Genomic DNA, 22,223 nt, shown 5'->3' on the forward strand with positions numbered 1-22,223 from the left:
GATTGGACTTTGTAATAAACGGCCAGTTATTTAATTTATTAACATGGCCGTTATTTAATGTAGCCGCAATGCTATAAAATCAGCAGTATTAAGGAGGGGTTATGCCCTACCTGCTAGAAATGAAAAATATTACTAAGCAATTCGGTGTGGTTAAAGCCGTAGATAATATCAGTCTGACATTAGAGGCCGGACAAGTATTATCGTTATGTGGTGAAAACGGTTCGGGAAAATCCACACTAATGAAAGTGTTATGTGGTATTTATTCCACCGGTTCTTATCAGGGAGAAATATTTTTTTCAGGCGAAATGTTACAGGCCAAAAATATTCGTGAAACAGAGCAAAAGGGCATTGCGATAATTCATCAGGAACTGGCGTTAGTGAAGCAGATGTCGGTGCTGGAAAACATGTTCCTCGGTTCCGAATGGGGGCGCTTCGGCATTATGGATTACGATGCCATGTATTTACGCTGTCAGCGGATGTTGGCACAGGTCAAACTGGTCGTCGACCCTCACACTCCCGTCGGTGAGTTGGGCCTTGGGCAGCAACAGCTCGTTGAAATCGCGAAAGCGCTGAATAAACAAGTGCGGCTACTGGTATTAGATGAACCTACCGCCTCACTGACTGAAAGTGAAACCGCTATTTTGCTGGATATTATCCGTGACCTGCGAAACCACGGTATTGCCTGTATCTATATCTCGCATAAATTGAATGAAGTCAAAGCGATATCCGATCATATCTGTGTGATCCGCGATGGTCGTCATATTGGTACCCGCCCGGCGGCGACCATGAGCGAAGATGACATTATCGCTATGATGGTAGGCCGCGAACTGAAAGAGCTTTACCCCCATGAAGCCCACCATATTGGCGAAGAAATTCTACGGGTGGAAAATCTCTGTGCCTGGCATCCGGTCAACCGCCATATTCGCCGGGTCGATGAGGTCTCTTTCGTGTTGAAACGTGGCGAGATTCTAGGTGTTGCCGGGTTGGTAGGCTCAGGTCGAACCGAAACAGTGCAATGTTTGTTCGGCGTCTATCCGGGCCGTTGGCAGGGAGATATTTTTATTGATGGTAAACCGGTGACCATCAACACGTGTCAGCAGGCGATGAAACTGGGCATTGCGATGGTGCCAGAAGATCGCAAAAAAGACGGCATCGTACCGGTGATGGGGGTGGGCGCGAATATCACACTGGCGGCCTTGGATGATTTTACCAGTGCTTTTAGCATGCTGGATGATGCCAAAGAGCAATCCACCATTGCGCAGTCTCTGGCGCGGTTAAAGGTCAAAACCTCTTCATCAGAGCTGGCGATTGCCCGCCTTAGCGGTGGTAATCAGCAAAAAGCGATTCTGGCTAAATGCCTGTTACTGAACCCGAAAATTTTGATTCTCGATGAGCCAACTCGTGGTATAGACATCGGCGCAAAATATGAAATCTATAAACTTATCAATCAATTGGTCCAGCAGGGAATTGCGGTCATTGTGATTTCCTCTGAATTGCCGGAGGTTTTGGGATTAAGTGATCGGGTGCTGGTCATGCATCAGGGGCGCATCAAAGCTGATCTCATTAACCATAACCTGACCCAAGAAAAGGTCATGGAAGCCGCACTCAGGAGTGAAACCCATGTCGCAAGCTAATCAGTCTGAACTGAATACACCAGAAAATGGCGTTAAAAAGCCACTATTTCGGCTAAAATCTGTTAATTTGCAAGTTTTTGTCATGTTGGCCGCTATTGCCATTATTATGCTGTTTTTTACTTTTACCACTGAAGGGGCCTATCTCAGCGCCAGAAATATCTCGAATCTTCTGCGCCAAACGGCGATCACCGGCATCTTGGCGGTGGGGATGGTGTTTGTCATTATCTCAGCGGAGATTGATCTGTCGGTCGGTTCGATGATGGGGTTGCTGGGCGGTGTGGCCGCGATTTTTGATGTGTGGCTTGGCTGGCCGTTGCCGCTAACCATTGTGGTTACGCTAGGCTTGGGGCTAGTACTGGGGGCATGGAACGGTTGGTGGGTTGCCTATCGCAAAGTTCCTTCATTTATTGTCACCCTTGCCGGAATGCTGGCTTTCCGTGGCATCTTAATCGGTATTACCAACGGCACCACAGTATCGCCAACCAGTAATGCGATGTCACAAATCGGTCAAAGCTACCTGCCTAATGGATTCGGTTTTGGTATCGGGGCGATTGGCCTGATGTTGTTTGTGGCCTGGCAATGGCGTCGGCGTAGTCACCGTATTCGGCTGGGTTTGCCGGTTGCGGCACCCCAGGGAGATGTTACTCGCCAATCTATTACTGCTGTAATAGTTCTTGGGGCTATATATTTATTGAATGATTATCGTGGTGTCCCTACCCCGGTATTAATTCTTACGGCGCTGATGCTGGCCGGTATATTTATGGCTACCCGGACTGCTTTTGGTCGCCGGATCTACGCCATTGGCGGCAATATCGATGCAGCCCGTTTATCTGGGGTCAATGTAGAACGCACCAAACTGGCGGTATTTGCTATCAATGGATTGATGGTGGCAATAGCCGGTCTGATTCTTAGTTCCCGCCTGGGGGCGGGTTCACCTTCTGCGGGTAATATTGCCGAATTGGATGCCATCGCAGCTTGTGTGATTGGTGGTACCAGCCTTGCAGGGGGTATCGGCAGTGTTGCTGGTGCCGTGATGGGCGCATTTATTATGGCTTCTCTCGACAATGGGATGAGCATGCTGGATGTGCCGACTTTCTGGCAGTACATTGTCAAAGGTGCGATTTTGTTGCTGGCTGTATGGATGGATTCCGCGACCAAACGCCGGGTTTAACCCTATCTTTTTGCAGAGAGATCAATGCCATACTGCGTTGATCTCTCTGCTTATTGAGTCTTGATATCCCACCTATTTCAGGAGCCATTCCCATGTTTGAGAAACGCTACCGGATAACCTTGCTGTTTAACGCTAACAAAGTATACGACCGGCAAGTGGTGGAAGGGGTCGGTGAGTATTTACAAGCTTCACAATGTGATTGGGATATTTTTATTGAAGAGGATTTTCGTTGCCGTATCGATAACATTCGAGATTGGCTGGGTGACGGTGTTATTGCCGATTTTGATGATCGGCAGATAGAGCAATTACTGGCGAATGTAGATGTCCCGATTATTGGCGTGGGTGGTTCTTATCATCAACCGGCAGATTATCCGCCGGTCGATTATATTGCGACGGATAATGCAGCGCTGGTTGAGGCTGCTTTTATGCACTTGAAAGAAAAGGGTTTAAATCGTTTTGCTTTCTACGGACTGCCTGCCAGCAGTGATAAACGCTGGGCACAGGAGCGAGAATATGCTTTCCGACAGTTAGTGGCGGCGGAGCAATACCAAGGGGTGGTTTATCAAGGAATGGCTACCGCGCCGGCTAACTGGCAATACACCCAGAACCGCCTGGCGGACTGGGTGCAGACCTTACCACACCAGACCGGGATTATTGCTGTGACGGATGCGCGAGCGCGACATTTGCTCCAAGTGTGCGAGCATCTGGATATTGCGGTACCCGAGAAGCTGAGTGTTATTGGTATTGATAATGAAGAGTTAACCCGCTATTTATCGAGGGTGGCACTCTCTTCGGTGGTGCAGGGAACCCGACAGATGGGCTATCGGGCAGCTAAGTTGTTGCATCAACGCCTTAATCAGCGTCAGAAACAACAAGAGACAGCGCCATTACAGCGCATTCTGGTGCCACCGGTTAAAGTCATGGCCCGCCGCTCAACCGATTTTCGCTCGCTACGTGATCCGGCAGTGATTCAGGCGATGCATTATATTCGCCATCATGCTTGTAAGGGGATTAAGGTTGAGCAGGTATTAGATGCGGTAGGAATGTCGCGCTCAAATCTGGAAAAACGCTTTAAGGATGACATTGGGCAGACCATTCATGGCGTAATTCATGAAGAAAAGCTTGATCGGGCGCGTAACTTATTGGCTGCCACTTCCTTGCCTATCAATGAAATATCGCAAATGTGCGGCTATCCATCGCTACAATACTTCTATTCGGTATTCAAAAAAGGCTATTCCATTACCCCGAAAGAACACCGCGATAAATATGGCGAAGTGAGCTATTAACTGATTCGGTACTCTCAATAATGTCTCATCCCACTCTTACTTGAGGGGATTATTCATCATGTTTATTGAATGGCTAGCACCATACAATAAACAAGCTATAATCACCGCCTTACACCATTCTTCCAAATGGAAGATCATCGTCCCCGGTGGGGCGGCTGGACTTCAAATCCAGATGGGGCCGCCAGCGGTCCCTGGCAGGTTCGACTCCTGTGATCTTCCGCCAAAAAATTTTTTTGCCTATTCCTCAGCACTTACAAAATATCCCCATTTTAAGTAAATATGAAAAATAAGTAGAATCAGCTTGTTGAAGTTATGATGATTCGATACGGAAGATTTTGTATGATTCTAAACCAATAAAATGCCAAGTTATTTTCAGTAGTACTGATAATAAAAACATGTTCTTAAAAACAGTATTGACATCTGGTACAGAACACGTAGATTGGAATTCAACACCGGTGCAATTAGTAACGAACTCTTTATTTAGCCGGTGTCCATGTAGTTGATTTAAAGTAATGCGATAAAGGTCACGAAATATTTTTTTATGTGAGATTCGCGATGGGTTTTTAATAATGGACTCGTGCGATGATGATTTCAGGCCACGTAATAAATCTTTACGATCGCATATGTGGACCAAAACGCGATGAGTTAAGGCTTTGTTGTTAATAGTAATGTTCGCGATTTGTGTACGTAAGTATGAAGTCGAGGATATCGCGAAGAAAGTAAAGCCATGTAGTAAGAGTATATATCGCGAGGGTGATGTACTAATTTAGTCAGTGTTATCATAAGCATGGCTAAATGTAACAAACGGGAAATGTTATCATTCAGTTAATATATTGGAGGATAGAGTTAGTTGTAAGCACCAAATATTCCTGTAGAAATAGGTACATCTTTGTAAATAGTACTAAGATAAGTGTCACGTTATTAAGTTGATTAATGTTTAATTTTAAATCTGTAGTACCTTAAAAGCCCTGACTACTGTAGTCGGGGCTTTTATCATTGTGGCTTTATAAGGTTTTGTATTACTGCGTTTTATCGGGGCGATCCAATGCTGTTATCCCGATAAGAACAAAATAACCGCCATGAGGGCGCCCCAATCCCATCAATAACTGAAGCTTTTAACCCGCGCCAGCACATGCTCCCCTACCGGCATAGTAAGTGACGTACATCCTATATAATCGCCAACTAACCCCAGAAAAGACGTAAATGTCTTAAATACATTGATGGCTTCGTTTAATATTGTTTTCTTTCATTTTATCCGATGGGTCACCGATGATCGCAGTTATCTTTGAAGTTGAACCGGCAGAGGGCGAGTACCACGCATATCTGGATTATGCCGGAGCACTGAAACCTTTATTGGAACAAATGGACGGTTTTATTTCAGTAGAACGTTTTCAGAGTTTAAGTAACCCGCAGAAGTTGTTATCGCTATCATTTTGGCGCGATGAGGCGGCCGTTAAGCAGTGGCGGAATATTGAACAGCATCGTAGCGCACAAGCCGCGGGGCGTGCGAGTGTGTTCGCCGGTTATCGCCTGCGGGTAGCGGCGGTGGTACGGGACTACGGCTTAACTGAGCGAGAGCAAGCGCCTGTTGATAGCCAGGTTCATCATAAACAATGAGTTATAGGTAACGACGGATACATTTTGTGTTTGGTAGCCCCCTAATGGTCAACCGCGGAACCGTATAGTGTATTTGGGACGATATCGCCGATTTAGTGTGTCACAATGTAAAATCCATGTGACGTATATGTGACTTCGTGCGCAAAAACACACCAATTTTATGCTGATTTCATCAGTAAAACCACGTTGAAAATCCTTCTACTCTGCCTTAACGCAGAACGAAATTAATTATAACTAATTAATTTAAAACACTATTCATAATATTATTTTTTTTGGGTACGGCAGAATATTGCCTTTTTACCAGAGCTTGATTGTACTTGTCTATACGAGTATATGTTAATAAATACTCAAGCTAAGTAATGTCGTTGATACCTGAAAAACTGGTTGAAGGAAATTGCCGTGACTGCCCCAAATAGATTCCGTGATACTGAGATTCGTGCCCCGCGTGGTACGCAACTTACGGCCAAAAGTTGGCTGACCGAAGCCCCGTTACGTATGCTAATGAACAATCTTGATCCAGACGTGGCTGAGAATCCAAAAGAATTAGTGGTTTACGGCGGTATCGGCCGCGCAGCCCGCAATTGGGAATGCTATGACAAGATTGTTGAAAGCCTGACCCATCTGAATGACGACGAGACGCTACTGATTCAGTCAGGTAAGCCCGTCGGTGTCTTCAAAACCCACAGTAACGCCCCTAGAGTATTGATTGCCAACTCGAATCTGGTGCCTCATTGGGCCAACTGGGAGCATTTTAACGAACTAGATGCCAAGGGGTTGGCGATGTACGGCCAGATGACCGCAGGCAGTTGGATTTATATCGGTAGCCAAGGCATTGTGCAGGGTACCTATGAAACCTTCGTCGAAGCCGGTCGACAGCACTTTGGTGGCAGCCTGAAAGGGCGCTGGGTATTAACGGCAGGTCTGGGTGGCATGGGCGGGGCACAGCCACTGGCGGCAACCTTGGCGGGTGCATGTTCTCTGAATATTGAGTGCCAGCAGAGCCGCATCGATTTCCGTCTTAAAACCCGTTATGTCGATGAACAAGCCACCGATCTGGATGATGCGTTAGCGCGAATCGAAAAATATACTGCGGCGGGTGAAGCTGTTTCTATTGCACTGTGTGGCAATGCGGCTGAAATTTTACCTGAGCTGGTTCGTCGTGGGGTTCGCCCAGATATGGTGACCGACCAAACCAGCGCACATGACCCGCTAAACGGTTATCTACCAAAAGGCTGGAGCTGGGAAGAGTATCGTCAGCGCGCCCAAAGCGAACCCGCATTGGTGGTTAATGCCGCTAAAACTTCCATGGCGGAACATGTTGAAGCGATGCTGGCCTTCCACAATATGGGTATTCCAACCTTTGATTACGGCAATAATATTCGCCAGATGGCACAAGATATGGGGGTCACTCATGCTTTTGATTTCCCTGGTTTTGTCCCTGCGTATATTCGCCCGCTATTCTGTCGCGGTATTGGCCCGTTCCGCTGGGCTGCGCTCTCTGGTAACGCCGACGATATTTATAAAACCGATGCCAAGGTTAAGGAACTTATCCCTGATGATGAGCACTTGCATCACTGGTTGGATATGGCCCGCGAACGTATCAGTTTCCAAGGGCTACCGGCCCGTATTTGCTGGGTAGGCTTGGGGCAGCGCGCTAAATTAGGTTTGGCTTTTAACGAGATGGTTCGCAGTGGTGAACTGTCGGCCCCGATTGTCATTGGCCGCGACCATCTGGACTCCGGTTCAGTTGCCAGTCCTAACCGAGAAACCGAAGCGATGCAGGACGGCTCTGATGCCGTATCTGACTGGCCGCTGCTCAATGCATTGCTCAATACGGCCAGTGGCGCAACGTGGGTTTCTCTGCACCACGGTGGTGGTGTCGGGATGGGCTTCTCCCAGCACTCTGGCATGGTGGTGGTCTGTGATGGCACTGATGATGCTGCTGAGCGCATCGCCCGGGTATTACATAACGATCCGGCTACTGGTGTTATGCGTCATGCAGATGCAGGTTATGACATTGCCATTAATTGTGCACAAGAGCAGGGGTTGAACCTGCCGATGGTTGCTGCAACTCAAGGTAAAAAATCATGAAAACAGTCAATAAAACAGTCAATAAAACAATGGTACTGCACCCTGGGCTGATGACGTTGGCGGATTTGCGACATATATACCAACATCCAGTCAATATATCGCTGGATGAAAGTGCTGATGCGCCTATCCAGCAGAGTGTGAAGTGCGTACAGGCAATATTGGCAGAAAAGCGTACTGCCTATGGCATTAATACTGGTTTTGGCCTGTTAGCATCGACTCGCATCGCTACCGAAGATCTGGAGAACCTGCAACGTTCGATAGTCCTTTCCCACGCGGCCGGCGTCGGAGAGCCGAATGACGACGCCATTGTGCGGCTGATTATGGTGTTGAAAATCAATAGCCTGGCGCGTGGATTTTCAGGTATCCGTCGGGAAGTCATTAATGCGTTGATTACGTTAGTTAACGCAGAGGTCTATCCGCATATTCCGCTAAAAGGATCCGTGGGTGCTTCCGGTGATTTAGCACCTTTGGCGCACATGAGCTTGCTGCTGTTGGGAGAAGGTAAAGCGCGTTATCAGGGCGAATGGCTTGATGCTCGCACGGCTCTGACGAAAGCGGGCCTGGAACCGCTCACCTTAGCGGCCAAAGAAGGGTTAGCATTACTCAATGGCACTCAGGTTTCAACAGCTTATGCACTACGTGGTTTGTTTGAAGCCGAAGATCTCTATGCTGCGGCGTCTGTCTTTGGCAGCCTCACCGTGGAAGCGGCTTTAGGCTCCCGTAGCCCGTTTGACGCACGTATTCATGCGGTGCGAGGCCAGCGTGGTCAGATTGACGCGGCCAATACTTATCGCCACCTGTTGGGCGATCGCAGTGAAGTCTCTGAATCTCATAAGAATTGTGACAAAGTACAGGATCCTTACTCTCTGCGTTGTCAGCCGCAGGTGATGGGTGCCTGCCTGACTCAAATGCGTCAGGCAGCAGAGGTGCTGGCTATCGAGTCGAATGCAGTATCAGATAATCCGCTGGTGTTTGCCGAACAAGGCGATGTGCTGTCAGGCGGTAATTTCCATGCTGAGCCGGTGGCTATGGCAGCGGATAATTTGGCATTGGCACTGGCTGAAATAGGTTCATTAGCCGAGCGTCGTATTTCACTATTAATGGATAAACATATGTCGCAGTTACCACCATTCCTGGTGGAAAATGGCGGCGTAAACTCTGGTTTTATGATTGCACAGGTGACTGCTGCTGCATTAACCAGCGAAAATAAAGGGCTGGCATACCCTTCCAGTGTTGACAGTATTCCTACATCTGCCAATCAGGAAGACCATGTCTCTATGGCACCACGTGCGGGTAAACGCTTGTGGGAAATGGCCGAAAACGTGCGCGACATTCTGGCTGTTGAGTGGCTAGCGGCATGTCAGGGGTTGGATTTGCGCAAAGGTTTGAAAACCTCGGATGCATTGGAGCCTGCCCGCCAGCTATTGCGCCAACATGTAGCCTACTACGAGAAAGATCGTTTCTTTGCCCCCGATATTGAAGCGGCAAGCCAACTCATTGCGCAGCGTCATATGAATGAACTGATGCCTGCGCACCTACTACCCAGCCTTTAATAACGATTTGTCCACTAATAACCGTTCATCAACTAATAACAATTAATCTACTAATAACAACGGTCACCAGTTATTACATCAACCTATGGGTGGTCCCGATTACCGGGATCACCCTCTCTGAACCCCTGCCTGAAAAGGCACAAATTTTGCGAGAATGTACCATGAAGAATGATTCATCCACGCTCAAACGAGGCCTCAGTGCCCGGCATATCCGGTTTATGGCGTTAGGTTCCGCCATTGGGACCGGTCTGTTTTATGGCTCTGCCGAGGCGATTCGTCTGGCGGGACCAGCAGTTTTACTTGCTTACCTCATCGGCGGAGCGGCCGTGTTTATGGTGATGCGCGCGCTGGGTGAGATGGCAGTGCATGACCCGGTAGCAGGCTCTTTCGGTCACTATGCCAGCCGTTATCTTGGGCCGCTGGCCGGTTTTCTCACTGGCTGGACCTATACCTTTGAGATGATTATTGTGGCGTTGGCTGATGTCACCGCATTCGGTATCTATATGGGGTTATGGTTCCCTGATGCGCCACAGTGGGTTTGGGTGCTGAGTATTATTTTCTTTATTGGTGCGCTGAATCTCTGCTCAGTCAAAGTGTTTGGTGAAATGGAGTTCTGGCTATCGTTGCTAAAAGTGACGGCGATTATTGCCATGATTGCTGCCGGCTTGGGCATCATGATGTTTGGCTTTGGTGCAGGTCATGAGAGCACCGGTGTCAGTAATCTCTGGTCTCATCAAGGATTTATGCCGAATGGCTTGACGGGGGTGATTGCATCATTTGCCGTAGTGATGTTTGCTTTTGGGGGGATAGAAATTATCGGTGTCACGGCCAGTGAGGCAAAGAACCCAGAAAAAGTACTACCACGTGCCATTAATACCGTACCGATACGCATTCTATTGTTCTATGTTTTGACCTTGTTTGTGCTGATGGCTATTTATCCATGGAATAGTATTGGGCAAAATGGCAGTCCTTTTGTTGAGATTTTCAGTAGTTTAGGTATCAGTTCTGCTGCTAATATTTTGAATCTGGTGGTTATTACCGCGGCTATTTCCGCCATTAACAGTGATATTTACGGTGCGGGTCGCATGATGTACGGCATGGCGCAAGAAGGGCTGGCACCGAAGTGTTTTAGCCGTCTGACCCGTAATGGTGTGCCATGGATGACTATTTTGGTGATGGCAATCGCACTGTTATGTGGTGTGGTGCTGAACTATCTGATCCCGAAAAATGTATTCCTGATTATTGCCTCGATTGCCACCTTTGCGACGGTCTGGGTATGGCTGATGATCCTTATCTCGCAAGTGGCGATGCGCCGCTCTATGAGCAAAGAGAATATTGCCCGGCTGACATTCCCGGTACCGTTCTGGCCAGTGGCACCGATTCTGACCATCATCTTTATGGCATTTATTATCGCGGTTTTAGGTTACTTCCCTGATACCCGTATCGCCATGTATGTTGGGGTGGCGTGGGTAGTATTAATGACTCTCGCCTGGTGGGTCTGGTTACGCAAGGCTTCACCACGGTCTCTTCAAGAACCGATAGAGAGTTTGCAAAAACAGATAGAAAGTCGCGAGGTTTAGTCACGACTGGCCGCTGATGATCGATTCAGCGGCCATACTGTTGCTTTTTAGCTCTGTGGGGGGCGAGTCGGCACATTGATCACCAATTTTTGGTGTAATTCTAACGCCATGGTTTCAAGGCGGGTGGTTAATTGATTGGTCAGGGTGGTGAGTTCTGTATTCTGCCGCAGTAACTCCAGCATTTGTTCCGCATTTTGCGCTGCCATTCTTTGCCGCTCTTCATTCGCAATGGCTAGTGCCTCGCGATGTTGTGCATCGGCTTGTGCATTAGCCTTATCACGTTCTGCCTGGCGGGTTTGCGCCAATAAAATAAGGGGTGCTGCGTAGGCCGCCTGTAAGCTAAAAGCCAGATTTAGCAAAATAAACGGGTAAATATCAAATTTGACAATACCCATCACATTCAGACCAATCCAGATCACCACAATGAGTGTTTGTGCGCCAAGGAAGACTGGCGTGCCGAAAAAACGGGCAAAAGCTTCTGCTTTCTGGGCAAACCAACTGTTGCCGAAAGGGGTTGATAAGTGTTCATGAGCACGATGGTAGCGGAGATAATCGACTTTACGTGTCTGTAGTGGCGGCTGCTCGGTCACGGGTTCAGTTTTTTTCATAGGATGTTACCCCGGTAGATGAAGGATTCTGTTGAGGTCAGCTCACGACAAAATTAAATCAGGTTACTTAATGCTTCAGACTATTTAATTATAGAGTGGGGTCCGATGAGCAATGAATAATTACCCCGTCTAAAGATGTTGAGTTGATGGAATAATCACATATTCATTTTATTGTTATCGCACTATATACCAAGATAATGTTTTGCGTTTAAAGTAGCGGCGTGGCCAGATGGTGATAAACTGACCTCAATTGTGAAAAATTATATACATACGGAGTAGCGGCCCATGCCTGCCATAGCCATTAAGCGGTGGATTAAACGGATTGTACTGGTCTTGGTGGTAATGTCAGTTACCATACTGGCGATACGAATTTACGATACACAACGTGGCCCAAAGCTCGAGCTTTGGCATACGTTTGTTCCTCATGATATGCGCGCGGCTGAGATTGATAAAGCCAGTTGGGCGGATTACATCAAAGCTGAAAATAACCTTTTCGATGAAGTGCGGATTAATGTTACCGAGAAACTGGAACCAAGGAATGAAATTCCATTAAATCGTTATTACTCTGGTAGCTCGATTTACCCCCCACATTTCAAAAATGACTGGAATCGCTCATATATTCTTGAGCCAGAAGGTAAACCTAAAGGTGCGGTGGTCTTACTGCATGGTTTAACTGACACCCCTTATAGCCTGCGTCATATTGCTGAAAATTATCGTCAGCGTGGATATGTTGCCATTGGTATTCGTTTGCCCGCTCACGGAACAGTGCCTGCGGCTCTGACCGATGTTGAATGGCAGGACTGGCTGGCGGCAACGCGCTTAGCTGTTCGTGAAGCCAAAGCACTGAGTGGCCCTGATTTACCGCTACACGTGGTCGGCTTCTCCAATGGCGGCGCGTTGGCAATGAAATATACGTTGGATTCAATGGATGACCCAACACTGGCGAAACCGGTGCGGGTTATCTTGATATCCCCGATGATCGGTGTCACCAGTTTTGCGCGTTTTGCCGGTATTGCCGGTTGGCCCGCTATCTTCCCGGCCTTTGCTAAAGCTGCCTGGTTGGGGATTGTGCCGGAGTTTAATCCTTTCAAATATAACTCGTTCCCAGTGAATGCTGCCCGTCAGTCTTATTTACTGACGTCTGTGCTGCAACAGCAAATTGCGCGTGATGCCAGAAACAATAAGATGGAGGAGTTACCTCCGATTCTGACCTTCCAGTCGTTAATGGATTCAACGGTCAGTACTCGTGCGGTTGTTACTGCTCTTTATAACCACTTGCCGAAGAATGGTAGCGAAGTGGTGCTGTTCGATTTGAACCGTGCCGCCAGTTTCGGCCCGCTATTAAGAACTTCTTCTTATACTGCTCTGGCGCGTTTGTTGCCTCCACCACCACGTAATTATAGCGTAACGGTGATTACCAACGTTTCACCGCAAAGTAATGAAACAGTGGCGCTGACTACCTTGGCGGGTGAGACTAACGAGGTTTCAGTACCTACCGGCTTGATTTACCCACCGGACATTTTCTCGTTATCCCACGTGGCATTGCCATTCCCAATGAGTGATTCGCTGTATGGCCGCTATCCAGAACCGCGTGACCAATACGGTATCAGCTTGGGGACTTTTGCCGCTCGTGGTGAGCGGGCGGTACTGGTTGTCGGGTTAGACTCACTGATGCGTATCTCATCAAATCCATTCTATTCGTACATGTTGCAGCGGATAGATGACAAGATAGACGCACCAGCGAAATAAGATGATGTTAAAGCCTCCGAATCGGGGGCTTTTTCATAATGAGTGCCATACTTTCAAGTCGTAGCTGTTGTTCATATTTACTGACCCAGAAAGGAAAGCAAAATGTCTATTGAAAAAGTCGTATACCGTGCCAAAGCTAAAGCCACTGGCGGGCGTGATGGTCGGGCAACATCCTCAGATGGCGTATTGGATGTGAAATTGGGCGTCCCAAAAGAGATGGGTGGGGCGGGGGGCGCTGTGACTAATCCAGAACAGCTCTTTGCTGCGGGCTATTCAGCTTGTTTCCTTGGTGCGCTGAAATTTGTGGCATCAAAAGAAAAGGTGAAAGTGCCGGATGATGCCAGCATTGAAGGTACCGTGGGTATTGGTGCCATTCCAACTGGTTTTGGTATTGAAGTGCAACTGGATATCAGCTTGCCGGGTATCGAGCGTAGCGTAGCAGAAGATTTGGTGAAAAAGGCACATGTTGTCTGCCCATATTCCAATGCCACGCGTGGCAATATTGATGTGACATTGAATATCAAATAAGCCAATTTCTCATCTCAGCAGCCCATGAGAATTATCTTGTGGGCTATATGCTGCATCCCCAAATTTTCTGCTCTAACTTCAAATAAATAAGCCAATATATCCTCTAGAGACTATGCGCTAGTTCGTGGATTGACGAACTAAGAATTGTTAAGATAATTCTTGTAACTAAAATCAATAGCATGCTTATTGATCTCGCACTGAACCTGAGGGGGGGTTCACTGTCTGACTGATTCAAGCCGCAAATAGTGTCTCTGGAGACCTGGCGTTATATGGACAGAGTTAAATCTTTATCACAGCAAAGCATTTCTTTGTTGTTGGCTGTTTATATTGGTATTTTCCTGAATATATCTGTCTTTTATCGTCGTTTTGACTCCTTTAGCCAAGGTATCCAAGGCATAAAAGTCGTGTCTGCTATCATCGAAGTGATGGCCATTATTCTGTTTACCTTTTTTGTTATGAGGGTGATCTCCCTCGGTGGCCGGTGGTTTTATCGTGTTATTGCCACCCTGCTGGTCCTAATTTCTGTCGCTGCCAGCTATTACATGACTTTTTTCAATGTTGTCATTGGCTACGGCATCGTTATTTCGGTGCTGACCACCGATACAGATTTATCGAAAGAAGTCATCGGGTTACATTTTGTCATTTGGATGGTATTGGTCAGCACACTACCGTTACTACTTATCTGGAAAAACACTCTGCGGCTAACCCTGCTTGAGCAATTTTTGACACCAGGGCAGCGTATTAAGCCTATTTTGTTGATGGCGGTTGCTGTGGCGCTGGTTTGGTTGCCGTTACGCTATCTGGATAATGTACAAGATGCTAATGAGCAACTGAAAACGGTGGATTTGCCGAGTTATGGCGGTGTGGTTGCTCACTCATATTTACCCTCTAACTGGTTGGCTGCATTGGGTTTATATGCTTATACCCAATATAACGAGCGTTATGATGCGGTAACATTGTATAACCCGACCGAACACCATACTTATATCGCGCCTGCCGGTATTGATGACACCTATGTTGTGTTTATCATTGGCGAAACAACGCGTTGGGATCATATGGGGTTGTTGGGATACCCACGTGATACCACTCCTCGCCTGAGTAAAGAGAAGAATTTAGTCGCTTTCCGTGGTACATCTTGTGATACCTCAACCAAACTTTCACTGCGCTGCATGTTTGTGCGCGAAGGCGGCACTGAGAATAATCCACAGCGCACATTGAAAGAGCAAAATGTGTTTACGGTGATGAAATCATTGGGTTTTACCTCTGAACTGTTTGCCATGCAGAGCGAAATTTGGTTTTACAACAATGCGAATACTGATAATTACTCGTTCCGTGAATTGATTGCTTCAGAGAAGCGCAACGATGATAAGCCGGTAGATGACATGCTGCTGGTTGATGAATTGAAGGAGTCTCTGGGACGTTATCCTGTAGGCAAACATTTGGTGGTATTGCATACCAAAGGCTCACATTACCTCTATTCCCAACGCTATCCCCGCAGTTATGCCCGCTATCAGCCTGAATGTATGGGGGTCGATGATTTTTGCAGTAAGCAGCAATTGGTGAACGCTTTTGATAACAGTGTGCTGTATACCGATTCGTTTATCGCAAATGTGATTGACCAAATGCGGGATAAAAAAGCATTAGTGTTTTATGCATCGGATCATGGTGAGTCTATTGACGAGAACTCCCACTTCCATGGAACACCACGTGAAATGGCGCCCCCGGAGCAATTCCGTGTGCCATTGATGGTTTGGGCCTCGGACAAATTCCTGGCGCAACCGGATCATCTCGCGGCTTTTGAGCAACTACAGGCTGAGCAGCGGGTGGGTAAGACCCATCGTCAGGTTGAATTGTTTGATTCTATTTTGGGTTGTTTAGGTTATACCTCGCCAGATGGCGGCATTAATGCCCAGAATAACTGGTGCCAGGCACCGGGGCGGCCCGCAAAATAAACATTTAGCACAAGTATAATCCGATACGGAATGATTTTTGATTCCAATCCCATTGTCACTTTTAGGTTACGGTATACTCCAGTTCCAATCCCTACTGGCTGGAGTCTTCCATGACTTACCGTGTTGCCTTTATTGATGATCATGACATTGTGCGCTCAGGTTTTGCCCAGCTACTTTCTCTGGAAGACGATATTCAAGTGGTGGGGGAGTTTAGTTCAGCAAAACAGGCACGCCTCGGATTACCTAGCCTACAGGCGAATATCTGTATTTGTGATATCTCGATGCCTGATGAGAGTGGTTTAGATTTACTGAAAGACCTCCCTTCAGGGATGGGGGTCATTATGCTCTCGATGCACGACAGCCCGGCGCTAGTGGAAATGGCGTTGGAGCGTGGTGCTCGGGGGTTCCTATCCAAGCGTTGTAAGCCAGAAGATCTGGTTTCCGCTGTCCGTACCGTTGGCAGTGGCGGCGTCTATCTGATGCCTGAAATCGCCCAACAATTGACTCGTATTGCTGTTGACCCCTTAACCCGACGTGAGCGGGAAGTTGCCTTGTTATTAGCGCAAGGAATGGAAGTGCGCGAGATAGCCGAGTCACTTGGCCTGTCACCGAAAACCGTGCATGTTCATCGCGCTAACTTATTTTCCAAGCTCGGTGTCAGTAATAACGTTGAGTTAGCTAAGCAGGTATTGAATCTATGATGCAGCGTTTTATTATGCTGCTGGCATTGTTATTTATTTATATCACTGCAGCTTTCTGTTTATGGTCCGTTGGCACTCAATTAGTTGATCGGCCGTTACAGGCACTACTGCTGTTCCCGTTTGGCCTGCGGATGGGCATTTTATTGCAAAGCCCACGTCAATATTGGCCGGGCATTCTGTTGGGTGATGCACTGCTATGGTGGCTGCTGACCGATCAGTTTGGCTATCCTTATAGCTTGCTGTGGGCTGCGATTCCCTTACTGCTGGCGACCACGTTATTGGCGGTTATCGCTTCTCCTTGGCTGTTGCGCAATCAGAGCAGCGGCAGTGAATGGAAGTGGCCCTTGATGCAAGGTGTGGTGATTTTTGGTGCTGCATTGATACAAGCATTAGGATGGCAAATTAACAGTGGTCAGGGTGCGATGGCGCTGTTATTGGGGTTGGTGGGTGGATTTACCATCGCGCCGATTTGTCTGTTGTTGTGGCACTATCTGGCGCGTCAAATCTGGGCTCCGCTGGAGCCGGGGCTGATTCATAAACCCATTAATCTACGTTTGCGCCATATCCTGTGGTATCTGCTGCTATTCGCCTTGAGCATATGGCTACAACATCATGTCACCGAGTCAGATTTGTATTTGTTTGCACCGTTCTGTTTGGCAATCCCGATTGTATTTATGTCTTATCGCTATGGTTGGCAAGGGGCGGTGGTGGCCACATTGCTCAATGGCATGGTGTTATTGATCAATACCCCCGCAGAATTAGATTCACACCGTGATTTGTTGTTGTCGTTATTGGCGCAGAGTTTGACCGGCTTATTATTAGGTGCGGGGATCCAGCGTCAGCGCGAGTTAAATTACCAATTACAGCTACGGCTGAATGAAAATCGTGAGTTGGCTAAAGCATTGGTGGTGGCCGAAGAACATGCCCGGCGTGATGTTGCACGTGAACTGCATGATGAGGTTGGGCAGACAGTGACGGTTATCCGAACCCAAGCCAGTATTATCAAACGGTTAACTACCCAACCACAGGTATTGGCCAGTGCCGAAATGGTCGAGACGCTGGCGTTGCGGGTTTACGATGGTGTCCATGATGTTTTGGCGAAACTGTGGCCTGCGGCATTGAATAATCTGCCCTTATCGGCGGCTATTGCTGCACTAATCCGTGAACTTATTCCGCAGGATCAATCAGTGACCGGTGTGCTTAACTGGCAACTCAGTGACGCTGATATAGATGAAACACTGAAAATCACCCTATACCGTATCTGTCAGGAGGGAGTAACCAATGCCTATCGCCATGGTGCTGCCAGCCGGATTGAAATTAATGCACAACAGAATGATAAACAGATAACACTGACGATTCGCGACAATGGAAAAGGTGTTGATTTGGCGACATTAACCCCAGGTTATGGGCTAAGAGGTATGCAATCACGGGTGAGTGCTTTAGGGGGGGATTTTACGCTGAGTGTCGATAACGGCACCTGTTTAAATGTGATCTTGCCCACAGTTTCTCTGCCAGCTAATGAAAACTAAGAAATATTCTCGGTTTTTGCAGGGTTTTTTCTCATTGGTTTTGTACGCACGAGGAACATGATGACTCTACTTGAAAAAATTTCTGAGGTTCACATGTGGTCTTTCCTCAAAAGCCGCGATAACGTGCCGCCCGTCACGGATCAAGCGCAAATTGATTCGTCTTATAAATATTGGCGTATTCAACTAATGTGGACGATGTATATCGGCTACGCTGCGTTCTATTTCACCCGTAAAAGCTTTAACTTCATCATGCCTGCAATGCTGAGTGATTTAGGGCTGACCATGTCTGATGTCGGGATTTTAGGCACACTCTTTTATATCACTTATGGTTGCTCTAAATTTATCTCCGGCATGATAAGTGACCGCTCAAATCCGCGCTACTTTATGGGCATTGGGTTGGTTATGACCGGGGTTATCAATATCCTGTTCGGCATGAGCTCGTCACTGCTTGTGTTTGGTTCTTTGTGGATCCTTAATGCCTTCTTCCAAGGTTGGGGTTGGCCGCCTTGTTCCAAAATCCTGACCAGTTGGTATTCGCGCTCAGAACGCGGGGGTTGGTGGGCGATGTGGAATACTTCGCATAACTTTGGTGGTGCACTGATTCCCTTGTTGGTCGGCTTTATTTCTCTGCACTTTAGCTGGCGTTACGGCATGATTATCCCTGGTATTATCGGTGTGGTGATCGGTTTACTGATGTGTTGGCGCTTGCGTGATAAGCCGAGCACGATGGGGTTGCCGAGTGTGGGTAAGTGGCGCAATGATGCGATGGAATTGGTCCAGGAATCTGAAGGCCAGGGGCTATCAAATAAAGAGATTGTGAAGCGCTATGTATTAACCAACAAATATATCTGGTTGCTGGCGGTATCTTACGTGCTGGTTTATATCGTTCGTACTGCTATCAATGACTGGGGTAACCTTTATTTGACACAAGAGAAAGGTTATTCATTGATGACGGCCAACTCGGCGATTTCACTGTTCGAGGTGGGGGGTTTTATTGGCTCGTTGGTGGCAGGTTGGGGTTCTGATAAGTGGTTCCGTGGCAACCGTGGGCCAATGAACTTGATATTTGCTATTGGAATTTTCCTCTCGGTGGCGTCGTTGTGGATTATGCCGGGTGTCAGTTACATCTTGCAGGCGAGTTGCTTCTTTGCCATTGGCTTCTTCATTTTTGGCCCGCAGATGTTAATTGGTATGGCTGCCGCTGAATGCTCACATAAGGATGCTGCGGGAGCTGCTACCGGTTTTGTTGGGTTGTTTGCCTACTTGGGTGCGGCCTTATCTGGCTACCCCATTGCCCGCGTGATGGAGGTTTGGCACTGGAATGGTTTCTTTGTGGTTATTTCCATTGCGGCCTGTTTATCTGCATTCTTCTTGCTGCCATTCCTACGGGCGCAATCGCCAGAATTAAAGCAAGCGGAAGCCTGATTTACGTGCAAATGCGTCAGTTTTAGCCGTTGGTGATGTTTTTAACAACAGTCACTCAGCGTTTGTTAAAAAGTGATTGACGGCCAAAAATCGTAGCAGTAAGATGCGCCCCGATTCGGCGAGTAGCGCAGCTTGGTAGCGCAACTGGTTTGGGACCAGTGGGTCGGAGGTTCGAATCCTCTCTCGCCGACCAAATTTAAGAACCCTGACTTTTAAGTCAGGGTTTTTTTTGTGTTTTTTCTGCCAAATTTGCCTATCCATCCCGCTATTTCCTTAATCTAAATCGCCCCCACTGACATGATTTGGTCACCGATAATATCTGTTGCGCAGTCATGCACTCATAAGGGGCACCATTAGGGTGCACTTTCGTATGAAGCCTTGCTATCTCTTGGACGGTGAGGGGGGTGGCAAGCTGACTTTGCTTTTTTAACGGCACGCAAGATGTGTGAAATTCTGGCTGGATGTGACAACGATCACGTCACTTATCGGCTGTCACGACAGCATTTCCTCCTGTTTTCTGTCGAGATTACAAAAAAATCCGACCAGATATGCATCATTTAGCAACAAAGTTTTTTCGTTTGTCACTGGATGTTGCGACTGCTTTATTCTAATTAGCCAGTCAATATCGCTGGCATATTACCGCTAGCATAATTTTTCATGCTAATAATGTTAACGAGAAGTTTTTTTTATGTTTGCATGCTGTTTCTCATTGTCTTGATAAAACCTTTCAGACCGTATTGACGTTGCCACCAACTGTTGCCAAATTGGTACCCTCAGGGGGAGTCATAGAGAGCAGTTTGGGTGATTCAATGCATTCAAAATTGCTGTCGTGATAGCTTTTATCCGACATCTCAATCCCGCATCCCTGCGGCTAATGAGCCAAAACGGTACAGTCCACGGACGAAAAAATTATAGGGTCTGGCCGTACACACAACACACATCACCATAATGGAGCACAAGCGATGACGATTTCCTTGGGAAAAACAGGGATACTGAAATTCGGTATTGGGCTGATTGCACTGACCGTGGCGGCCAGTGTACAAGCAAAAACATTAGTCTATTGTTCTGAAGGTTCACCTGAGGGTTTCAACCCGCAGCTCTTTACCTCTGGCACAACGTATGACGCCAGCTCGGTACCCATCTACAACCGTCTGGTTGAATTCAAACTCGGTACTACCGAAATTGAACCTGGTCTGGCTGAAAAGTGGGAAGTTAGCCCAGATGGCAAAAGCTATACCTTCCATCTGCGTAAAGGCGTGAAGTGGCAAGATAATAAAGACTTCAAACCGACCCGTGATCTCAATGCTGACGATGTGATCTACTCCTTCATGCGTCAGAAAGATGACAAACATCCGTACCATAAAGTGTCTGGCGGCAGCTATGAATACTTCCAGGGCATGGGTATGGGTGATTTGATCACCAATGTGGTTAAAGTTGACGACAACACCGTGCGTTTTGAATTGGCGCGTCCTGAGTCGCCATTCCTTGCCGATCTGGCGATGGACTTTGCCTCTATCCTGTCTGCTGAATATGCCGACAAGATGCTGAAAGCGGGCACCCCGGAAAAAGTCGATTTGAACCCAATCGGTACCGGCCCATTCCAGTTGCAACAATACCAAAAGGACTCCCGTATCCTGTACAAAGCCTTTGAGGGTTTCTGGGGTACTAAGCCGAAAATTGATCGTTTGGTGTTCTCTATTACACCAGATGCGTCAGTCCGTTACGCTAAATTGCAGAAAAATGAATGTCAGGTTATGCCATACCCTAACCCGGCTGACATTGCTCGCATGAAAGAAGACAAAACCATCAACCTGATGGAGCAACCTGGCTTGAACGTCGGTTACCTCTCCTTCAACGTTGAGAAAAAACCATTGGATAACGTGAAGGTTCGTCAGGCGTTGACCATGGCTGTTAACAAAGAAGCGATTATTGATGCGGTTTATCAGGGTGCTGGTCAAGCAGCCAAGAACCTGATCCCACCGACTATGTGGGGCTACAACGATGACGTGAAAGATTACGCTTACGATCCGGCTAAAGCGAAAGAGCTGTTGAAAGAAGCGGGCCTACCAGATGGATTCGCTATCGATCTGTGGGCAATGCCAGTTCAGCGTCCGTACAACCCGAATGCCCGTCGTATGGCTGAAATGATCCAGTCTGATTGGGCGAAAATTGGTGTGAAAGCCAAGATAGTGACTTACGAGTGGGGCGAATACCTCAAGCGTGCTAAAGACGGCGAGCATGAAACGGTGATGATGGGCTGGACTGGGGACAATGGGGACCCAGACAACTTCTTCGCCACCCTGTTTAGCTGTGATGCGGCCAAGCAAGGTTCCAACTACTCCAAATGGTGTTATAAGCCGTTTGAAGACGTGATTCAGCCTGCTCGTGCTGAGTCTGATCATGACAAACGTGTCGCACTTTACAAACAAGCTCAGGTTGTTATGCATGATCAAGCTCCGGCGCTGATTGTTGCTCACTCAACTGTGTATGAGCCAGTGCGTAAAGAAGTGAAGGGTTATGTTGTAGATCCGTTGGGTAAACACCATTTCGAGAACGTGTCCCTGGATTAATTTTAACCGTGCATAAGACCGGTGAGTATGTGTAAAAGCATATTCGCCGGTTTCTTATTGATACCCAAAATAATTCGAATTGCAGGAAGGCGGCAAGCGAATGAGTCCCGATGAGCTTACTGAAGTAAGTGATTCGGGTGATTGAGTGTAGCCAACGCACATGCAGTTTGAAGTATGAAGGGTATAGGTTAAAACAGATACAGATGTGAGCCATATAACCTCTCCCAAT

The 22,223-nt window shown here is 47.5% G+C and carries 15 protein-coding genes and 2 tRNA genes; 16 read left to right on the forward strand and 1 reads right to left on the reverse strand.

Translation table 11 applies throughout. From position 1 onward, the window contains the following. Positions 1 to 101 precede the first annotated feature (101 nt). The 8 genes from V1953_RS00315 to V1953_RS00350 all read left to right on the forward strand — a co-directional run bounded on the left by V1953_RS00315 (position 102) and on the right by V1953_RS00350 (position 10,932). On the forward strand, positions 102 to 1,634 hold the full coding sequence (locus V1953_RS00315) for a xylose ABC transporter ATP-binding protein (RefSeq protein ID WP_442850546.1): 1,533 nt from the start codon (positions 102 to 104) through the stop codon (positions 1,632 to 1,634). Continuing rightward, the gene (xylH, locus tag V1953_RS00320; RefSeq protein ID WP_083161431.1) at positions 1,621 to 2,805 is read left to right on the forward strand and encodes a xylose ABC transporter permease XylH; all 1,185 of its coding nucleotides are present in this window, start codon (positions 1,621 to 1,623) and stop codon (positions 2,803 to 2,805) included. The genes V1953_RS00315 and xylH overlap by 14 nt, the downstream gene beginning before the upstream one ends. A gap of 92 nt (positions 2,806 to 2,897) precedes the next feature. Further along, positions 2,898 to 4,091, forward strand: coding sequence for a D-xylose utilization transcriptional activator XylR (gene xylR, locus V1953_RS00325; RefSeq protein WP_083161429.1), 1,194 nt, complete (start codon positions 2,898 to 2,900; stop codon positions 4,089 to 4,091). 128 nt (positions 4,092 to 4,219) lie between these two features. Next, positions 4,220 to 4,314: transfer RNA gene (locus V1953_RS00330), tRNA-Sec, on the forward strand. Between the two features lie 1,046 nt (positions 4,315 to 5,360). Continuing rightward, a complete protein-coding gene (locus tag V1953_RS00335) occupies positions 5,361 to 5,708 on the forward strand; it encodes an antibiotic biosynthesis monooxygenase family protein (RefSeq protein WP_083161417.1) in 348 nt (115 codons plus the stop codon). A gap of 399 nt (positions 5,709 to 6,107) precedes the next feature. Beyond that, on the forward strand, positions 6,108 to 7,799 hold the full coding sequence (gene hutU / locus V1953_RS00340; protein ID WP_083161415.1) for a urocanate hydratase: 1,692 nt from the start codon (positions 6,108 to 6,110) through the stop codon (positions 7,797 to 7,799). 29 nt (positions 7,800 to 7,828) lie between these two features. Continuing rightward, positions 7,829 to 9,352, forward strand: coding sequence for a histidine ammonia-lyase (hutH, locus tag V1953_RS00345; RefSeq protein ID WP_442851286.1), 1,524 nt, complete (start codon positions 7,829 to 7,831; stop codon positions 9,350 to 9,352). A 161-nt stretch (positions 9,353 to 9,513) separates the two neighbouring features. Then, on the forward strand, positions 9,514 to 10,932 hold the full coding sequence (locus V1953_RS00350; RefSeq protein ID WP_083161413.1) for an amino acid permease: 1,419 nt from the start codon (positions 9,514 to 9,516) through the stop codon (positions 10,930 to 10,932). Between the two features lie 47 nt (positions 10,933 to 10,979). Here the strand turns inward: V1953_RS00350 and V1953_RS00355 are convergent, their stop codons facing one another. Further along, a complete protein-coding gene (locus tag V1953_RS00355; RefSeq protein ID WP_083161411.1) occupies positions 10,980 to 11,540 on the reverse strand; it encodes a DUF1003 domain-containing protein in 561 nt (186 codons plus the stop codon). Between the two features lie 285 nt (positions 11,541 to 11,825). Between V1953_RS00355 and V1953_RS00360 the strand changes: the two genes are divergently transcribed. The 8 genes from V1953_RS00360 to dppA all read left to right on the forward strand — a co-directional run bounded on the left by V1953_RS00360 (position 11,826) and on the right by dppA (position 21,994). Beyond that, complete coding sequence (locus V1953_RS00360) at positions 11,826 to 13,289, forward strand: alpha/beta hydrolase (RefSeq protein WP_083161409.1); 1,464 nt, start codon at positions 11,826 to 11,828, stop codon at positions 13,287 to 13,289. A gap of 102 nt (positions 13,290 to 13,391) precedes the next feature. Beyond that, positions 13,392 to 13,817, forward strand: a complete 426-nt coding sequence (locus V1953_RS00365) for an organic hydroperoxide resistance protein (protein WP_004713820.1) — start codon at positions 13,392 to 13,394, stop codon at positions 13,815 to 13,817. Positions 13,818 to 14,086: 269 nt separating this feature from the next. Then, entirely contained in the window at positions 14,087 to 15,769 is a 1,683-nt protein-coding gene (gene eptB, locus V1953_RS00370; protein ID WP_442850547.1) for a kdo(2)-lipid A phosphoethanolamine 7''-transferase, read from the forward strand. A gap of 110 nt (positions 15,770 to 15,879) precedes the next feature. Then, complete coding sequence (gene uhpA / locus V1953_RS00375; protein ID WP_083161405.1) at positions 15,880 to 16,470, forward strand: transcriptional regulator UhpA; 591 nt, start codon at positions 15,880 to 15,882, stop codon at positions 16,468 to 16,470. Beyond that, a complete protein-coding gene (uhpB, locus tag V1953_RS00380) occupies positions 16,467 to 17,999 on the forward strand; it encodes a signal transduction histidine-protein kinase/phosphatase UhpB (protein ID WP_372568458.1) in 1,533 nt (510 codons plus the stop codon). The genes uhpA and uhpB overlap by 4 nt, the downstream gene beginning before the upstream one ends. 93 nt (positions 18,000 to 18,092) lie before the next feature. Continuing rightward, a complete protein-coding gene (locus V1953_RS00385; protein ID WP_083163967.1) occupies positions 18,093 to 19,424 on the forward strand; it encodes an MFS transporter in 1,332 nt (443 codons plus the stop codon). A 116-nt stretch (positions 19,425 to 19,540) separates the two neighbouring features. After that, positions 19,541 to 19,617, forward strand: a tRNA-Pro gene (locus V1953_RS00390). A gap of 769 nt (positions 19,618 to 20,386) precedes the next feature. Next, complete coding sequence (gene dppA, locus V1953_RS00395; protein WP_083161401.1) at positions 20,387 to 21,994, forward strand: dipeptide ABC transporter periplasmic-binding protein DppA; 1,608 nt, start codon at positions 20,387 to 20,389, stop codon at positions 21,992 to 21,994. The last annotated feature ends 229 nt before the right edge of the window (positions 21,995 to 22,223 follow it).

Origin of the sequence: Yersinia sp. 2541 StPb PI, assembly GCF_052217145.1 — a bacterium.
GTDB classification, from domain to species: Bacteria; Pseudomonadota; Gammaproteobacteria; order Enterobacterales; family Enterobacteriaceae; genus Yersinia; species Yersinia enterocolitica_E.

Coding starts and splice junctions, on each gene's coding strand:
- V1953_RS00355 (WP_083161411.1), bottom strand. CDS start 11,540: ATGAAAAAAACTGAACCCGTGACCGAGCAGCCGCCACTACAGACACGT.
- eptB (WP_442850547.1), top strand. CDS start 14,087: ATGGACAGAGTTAAATCTTTATCACAGCAAAGCATTTCTTTGTTGTTG.
- V1953_RS00350 (WP_083161413.1), top strand. CDS start 9,514: ATGAAGAATGATTCATCCACGCTCAAACGAGGCCTCAGTGCCCGGCAT.
- V1953_RS00385 (WP_083163967.1), top strand. CDS start 18,093: ATGTGGTCTTTCCTCAAAAGCCGCGATAACGTGCCGCCCGTCACGGAT.
- uhpB (WP_372568458.1), top strand. CDS start 16,467: ATGATGCAGCGTTTTATTATGCTGCTGGCATTGTTATTTATTTATATC.
- xylH (WP_083161431.1), top strand. CDS start 1,621: ATGTCGCAAGCTAATCAGTCTGAACTGAATACACCAGAAAATGGCGTT.
- V1953_RS00335 (WP_083161417.1), top strand. CDS start 5,361: ATGATCGCAGTTATCTTTGAAGTTGAACCGGCAGAGGGCGAGTACCAC.
- V1953_RS00360 (WP_083161409.1), top strand. CDS start 11,826: ATGCCTGCCATAGCCATTAAGCGGTGGATTAAACGGATTGTACTGGTC.
- V1953_RS00315 (WP_442850546.1), top strand. CDS start 102: ATGCCCTACCTGCTAGAAATGAAAAATATTACTAAGCAATTCGGTGTG.
- hutH (WP_442851286.1), top strand. CDS start 7,829: ATGGTACTGCACCCTGGGCTGATGACGTTGGCGGATTTGCGACATATA.
- xylR (WP_083161429.1), top strand. CDS start 2,898: ATGTTTGAGAAACGCTACCGGATAACCTTGCTGTTTAACGCTAACAAA.
- dppA (WP_083161401.1), top strand. CDS start 20,387: ATGACGATTTCCTTGGGAAAAACAGGGATACTGAAATTCGGTATTGGG.
- uhpA (WP_083161405.1), top strand. CDS start 15,880: ATGACTTACCGTGTTGCCTTTATTGATGATCATGACATTGTGCGCTCA.
- V1953_RS00365 (WP_004713820.1), top strand. CDS start 13,392: ATGTCTATTGAAAAAGTCGTATACCGTGCCAAAGCTAAAGCCACTGGC.